This window comes from Nocardioides sp., from assembly GCF_035697785.1.
Lineage (GTDB): Bacteria > Actinomycetota > Actinomycetes > Propionibacteriales > Nocardioidaceae > Nocardioides_B.
In genome coordinates, this window is the sequence record NZ_DASSCL010000086.1 from 21,412 (window position 1) to 27,411 (window position 6,000).

The window sequence follows — 6,000 nt, forward strand, 5'->3', positions numbered from 1 at the left end:
TGTGGCAGTCGTGACTGTTGCAGATTGTGCCGCGAGCGCCGTCTGTTGCATTTCACAAGAATTTTTCAGACCCCCGTGACGATGCCTCTCAGCCATACACGCGCGGCCGGGGGGTCGCAGGACCGGGGAGCAACACACATGAACAGACCTGCACTGCCATGTCCTTCTCCGCAAGCTCGCAGCCGCCGGCGCAGGGTATCCACCCTCGCGGCGGGCCTGCTCGCAGGCGCCATGTCCGTGGTCGGGCTCGTCCCGCTCGCGGCGCCGGCGTCCGCTGCCACTCTGTATGCCGCCGAGGTCGGCCCGGTGGACCAGACGACGGGCTACCCGTTCTGGTTCGGGGACGGCGAGGTCCGCCTCGAGCTCTGCCTCGACGACCCCGTGATGTGTCCCGTCGTCGGTGAGCTGCCGGACCCGAACGCAGACATGTCGATGCCGGAGAACTTCCCCGACGAGTCGTTCTGGTGGTCCGCCGATGCGCTGATCGACACCGGCACCGTTCGGGCACGGCTGGTGCTCGCCCAGGAGGCCGCCTTCGGTGGTCCCGGAGAGGTCGCCGTCGGCCAGCAGGTCGCGTTCTCCCGGCTGCGGATCCGCATCGACGACCTGACCCCCGGTGGCGACTACCACGTGGTCACGCCGTACGGCGAGTACGACGTGACGGCCGACGACCGTGGTCGGGTCTTCGAGACCACCGACCAGGGCTGCCTCAGCACTCCCTGTGACTTCACGAGCGCAACGGGCACGACAACCGGCCCGTTCCTGACCTGGGACAGCGACCTCGGGACCCTCCCAGAGGGCTTCATCGGTGACCCGAACGTCGAGCACACCGTGACGGGTAGCCCGACGGGTCAGAATCTCTTCCGGGTCACTGGTCCGGGTCTTGGTGCGGCGGGGATCGAGACGAACCTCTTCGCCGTACAGGGTCGTCTCGCCCAGCCGCGCGGGACCGTCTCGGACCCGGGCGACCTCTACCTGACGGAAACGCCCATCACGATCACGTCGTCGTTCCCGGGTGAGTCCGAGATCGTCTACACCACGGACGGCTCCGACCCGTTGACCAGCGGGACGGCGACGACGTACGAGTCGACCCCTGAGGCGCCGGACGCAACGGTCACTCTGCCTGCGGAGAACGGCGTCGCCATGACGTTGAAGTACGTCGTGCGCACCGCTAGCCAGACCAGCCAGGTCTACACGGAGCAGTACACCGTCCGCTCGGACCTCTCGTCCGTCACCGCCACGCCCGCCCCGGCGGTGGCTCCGGCCGTGCTGGAGGGCCGTCAGGACGTCGTGCTCACCGCGAACACGAAGGTCGTCGACCCAGTGACTGGTGAGGTGACCGAGAACCCCACGGTCGGGAAGATCTACTACACCACCAACGGCACCCGGCCGCTCAACGCCTCCGGCGTTCCGACGCCTGCAGCCAAGGAGTACACGGAGGCGTTCCCGATCACCCGGACCACGATGGTCAAGGCGATCTCGGTGCCCGACGGCGGGGAAGCAGGGCCGGTCGGCAAGTTCCACTTCGTCATCCACAACCTGCGGACCGTCTCGACCGAGAAGAGCTACGGGTACCCGGCAGCCATCGAGGACATCGGTCTGCCCAACCCGACAGCCGGCGAACCACGAGTGGACCCAGTGAACCTGGAGCTGTGCCTGGACGACCCGCTGTGCCCGGTGGTCGGCGAGCTGCCCGACCCGAGTCGCGGGATCTCGTTCCCGGACAACTTCCCGGACGAGTCGTTCTGGTGGTCCGGCGAGGCCGAGTTCACCGGCACGAATGCCATCGACGCTCGGTTGGTCCTGGCGATGGAGGCGGCGTTCGACACTCCCACGGTGCAGGACGACCACCAGGTCGCGTTCGGCCGGATCCGGGTGCGGCTCCGCGATGCGGTCCCGTTCGCGACGTACCGGATCGTGCACCCGTACGGCGTGGTCGAGACGAGCGCGGACGACCGTGGCCGGCTGTTCTACACCGATGACAACGGCTGCCTGGGCGGGCCCTGCGGTGACTTCCAGGCGCTGCTCACCCAGCCCGTCGGTCCGTTCCTGCGCTGGGACACCGGCGCTCCGGCCGGCTACGTCGGTGACCCGAACACGCCGCACGCGGTCACCGGAAGTCCGCACGGCACCAACGAGTTCACGGTCGACCAGATCACGAACGGCAACGGGGCACCCATCTCGCCGGTCCGGATCGGTTCCACCAACCAGTTCGCCGTGCAGGGCAAGCTCGCCGGTGGTCCCGGCGTGATGGCGAACTTCCAGACGGGCACGTTCAACCAGGCCCTGCAGGTGACCCTCACGGGCACCAACACCACGCAGATCCGGTACACGCTGAACGGGTCCACCCCGACCGCCACGACCGGCCAGGTCTACAACGGTCCGATCAGCATCCCGGAGGGGACCACCACGCTGACCTACATCGGCGTTGGTCCCGGCGGTACGTCGTTGCCGGAGGCGGAGACCTACACGGTCGACACCACGGCGCCGACCTTGAACAGCTCGTCCCAGGGCGGCAGCTTCACCGCGGCCCAGGACGTCACGCTGAGCTCCCCGGACCCGACGGCGTCCATCCGGTTCACCACGGACGGCTCCGACCCGAGGGGCGCGACCGCATCGGTCCTGGCCAACGGTGGGTCGATCCGGATCTCCAGCAGCCTGACGCTGCGCGCGGTGGCGGTCGACCTGGCCGGCAACGCCAGCAACCCGGTGTCGTGGACCTTCACGATCACCGCTCCGCAGCCGCCCGGTGGCGGCGGCACCGGTGGCGGCACCGGTGGCGGAGGCACTGGTGGCGGCGGTACGACAACGCCACCGCCCACCGGGGGTGCGGGCCTGACCAACGGGGTCACGCTTCAGCGGGGTGCCGCAGGACCGGTCAACGCCGGTGGCACCACCACCCTGCAGGGAGTGCTCGCCCCGAACGGGCAGGCGCTGGCAGATGCTCCGGTCGTGCTCCAGGCTCGTGCGGTGCAGGGCAGCGCTCGGCTCGCGGCGCCTGGCTGGGTCGACGTGGCTACGGCGAGGACGGCGGCGGACGGCAGCTACGCCTTCCGGATCGAGCCGGCGGCCTCCACGGAGTACCGCGTGGTCTTCAACGGCGACGCGGCGCACCCGGCGGCGGTCAGCGCCGTCGAGACCGTCAAGGTGAAGGCCGTCGTCAAGCTCTCCCGTCCGGCCCGGACGGTGGAGCGCGGCCACAAGGTGACCCTGCGCGGAAAGTTCGGCCCGGCGATGCAGGGTGCGAAGGTCATCGTGAAGCTGGACGGTCCCGGCAACCGCACCGACAAGGTGCGGGCCACCGTGAACCGCAACGGCGCGTGGAAGGTGACCCTGCGGGCACCCCACCAGGTCGGCAAGTGGTCCGCGACGGCGGTGTGGCGCGGTGACGCCACCCTCCTCCGTGACACCAGCCCGACCCGCACGTTCCGGGTCACCAGGTAGGCCACCGCAGCGCGGGCCCCGTCACCCTCGGGTGGCGGGGTCCGTCGCTGTCCGGCCTGGTCGTACGTCGGTCGTCAGGGCGTGCGCGGTCTGATCCGTTGGCCGACCACGGTCTCCTGGACGCCGAGCCCACGGAGCGCGATCACCGCGGCGGTCGCCAGCAGCGCCAGTCCGATGAGGGCGAACGCCGCGGAGGCCACGTCGAGGTCGAGTGGTCCGCGCCCGGCGTACGTCTGCACCATGGTCGAGCCGATCAGTACGACGTAGCCGGCGGCGCCGAGCTCGACGACGCGCACCCTGCGCATCTCCGTCGACCGGCCGGCCAGCAGCACGAGGGCCAGGGCCGGAAGCACCTGCAGCGCGTGCAGGGTCACGGCGTGCGGCACCTTGAGCGCACCGGCCGCGCCGAAGGTGTTACCGCCTTCGGCGATCATCTGGGCGCCGACGCCGTTGCTGACCAGCATCAGCAACAGCCCGAGCCGGATGGCCAGGGCGAGGCTGGGAGGCGCCTCGATGCGGACCCACGACCAGACGGCGACCACGACGGTGAGCACCGCGATGACGCTGACCAGCAGGCCCATCATCGAGAAGACCGACTCGTCGAAGACCGTTGCCTCGTTGAAGTGGGAGGGAACGCCTCGCCACGCCTGCATCGAGATCAGGAACACCTCGGCGAGCGAGGCCAGCGAGTACAGCCCCACCAGCAACCAGCCGACCACGCGACCCGGACGCAGGAACGTCGTGATCCAGGTGATCGTCGCCAGCGTGATCCCGAAGGAGAGCCCGAACACGACCGGCTTGCGCCACGACACCGGCCCCTGCCACGGTCCGCCGTCGACGGCGTAGACGCCGAGGTGGAAGAGGCCGCTCGCGACGAGCAGCCCTGCGCACGCGTATCCGAACCACTGGTACGACGCGGCGGGGGTGAACCTGCCCTTGCTGATGACATCTGCGATCGCGGTTCTCATGAGCGTCTCCTCGGGCGTGGCGGCGGGCCGGAGACGTGGAGCCGGACGGTTGGACGCGGGACCCCGGCCTGTTTCGACGCTAGGTCGCGCCCCAGAGCGCGTCCATGACTCATCCGGGCCGGGACAGCCCTCGCCAACCTCGCAAGCGCGGACAAATTGGCGCCCGGCCGAGTGGTCCTCGGGGACTCGGGCACTATGAAGCGTGCTCGAACGCTGGCGACGCACCCTCAGCCGTGCGGTCACCCGGGTGCGGGAGGACGGCCGCGCGGCGGTGCTGTGGTCGATGCGGATCACGATTGCCGCGACCGCGAGCTACGTCGTGGGCACCCTGTTCTTTCCCGGTACGGAGCCGCTGCTCGCCCCACTGACCGCGATGCTCGTGGTCCAGGTCACGCCCGTCTCGCTGCTCGCCAGCGGCCTCGACCGGGTGGTCGCCGTCGTCTCCGGAGTGCTGCTGGCGATCGGGTTCTCCGCGGTCGCGCCCCTCGAGTGGTGGAGCCTCGGTCTGCTGATCCTGATCGCGATCACGATCGGCCAGGCCCTGCGACTCCAGTCGAACCTCATCGAGGTCGCGATCAGCGCCATGCTCGTGCTGGGCGTCGGCGCCCTCGGCGCCCCCGCCGCGGCCTGGCAGCGCATCGCGGAAACCCTGGTGGGAGCGGCCGTCGGGATCGCGGCGAACCTGCTGTTCCCGCCCAAGGTCGCCAGCGCCGACGCGGGCATGGCCATCGACGACCTGGCCGACACGATCAGCGACTTGCTCACCAGCGCGGCTGACGAGCTCACCGAGCTGGCAACCGAGGGTCGGGAGGTCGCGCCGGCGGCGCGCGACTGGCTGGGGGAGGCCCGGCGGATCACACACGCCATCCCACGGGTGGGCGCCGCCGTCCTGCACGCGGAGCAGGGCCGCCGGTTCAACGTGCGCGCCGTCGGTACGCCGGACGTGGGACCGGGCCTGCGCCAAGGGCTCGAGGCGCTCGAGCACGCCGCGGTGGCGATCCGGGGGATGCTGCGCGCGGTGGTCGACGCGACCGACGACCCGTCATGGCTGGGCGACAGCGCCACGGACGTCTACCTCGGACTGGCGCAGACGCTGCGCGAGATGGCAGGTGGTGTCGACGCGTTCGGACAGCTGGTGCGCGACGAGGCGGATGTCACTCGCCGGATGAGCGCCGGCGACGTGCTGGTCGTCCGGGAGTCGCTCGACGGCCTGCACGAGGCCCGGGCACGGCTCGACGACCTGCTCATGACGACCAGCGCACCACAAGGGATCGAGCTCTTCGCGTCGATCCTCTCGACGGTCAAGCGCCTGCTGCGCGAGCTGGACCTCGACGAGCGGATCCGCCGCCAGGTGCAGATGCTGCGGACGAGTCGCCCACGTGCTGCGCGGTACGGCGTCGGGCCGTCCGGCGTACGCCCGCCGGAGGCAGCTGAGCCCGACCCGGACGCGGAGACCCAGGTGCTGCCCGCGGCTCGCCGGAGCCGCCGCGACAAACGCCGCACCTGACCTGCGATGGGGAGTCGCGAAGACCCCCGCTCGCGCGAGCGGGGGCCTTCGCACCTGCGGTTTTCTCGGTCGGGCTGACAG

Annotated in this window: 3 protein-coding genes; 2 read left to right on the forward strand and 1 reads right to left on the reverse strand. The window is 70.4% G+C overall.

What is annotated here, in order from left to right; all coding sequences use genetic code 11:
- Positions 1-306: 306 nt before the first annotated feature.
- Positions 307-3,444, forward strand: a complete 3,138-nt coding sequence (locus VFH10_RS08805; protein ID WP_325127742.1) for a chitobiase/beta-hexosaminidase C-terminal domain-containing protein — start codon at positions 307-309, stop codon at positions 3,442-3,444.
- A gap of 74 nt (positions 3,445-3,518) precedes the next feature.
- On the opposite strand, the gene VFH10_RS08810 is transcribed toward VFH10_RS08805, so the two are convergent.
- A complete protein-coding gene (locus tag VFH10_RS08810; protein ID WP_325127743.1) occupies positions 3,519-4,412 on the reverse strand; it encodes a hypothetical protein in 894 nt (297 codons plus the stop codon).
- 202 nt (positions 4,413-4,614) lie between these two features.
- Between VFH10_RS08810 and VFH10_RS08815 the strand changes: the two genes are divergently transcribed.
- A complete protein-coding gene (locus VFH10_RS08815) occupies positions 4,615-5,919 on the forward strand; it encodes an FUSC family protein (RefSeq protein ID WP_325127744.1) in 1,305 nt (434 codons plus the stop codon).
- Positions 5,920-6,000: the final 81 nt, after the last annotated feature.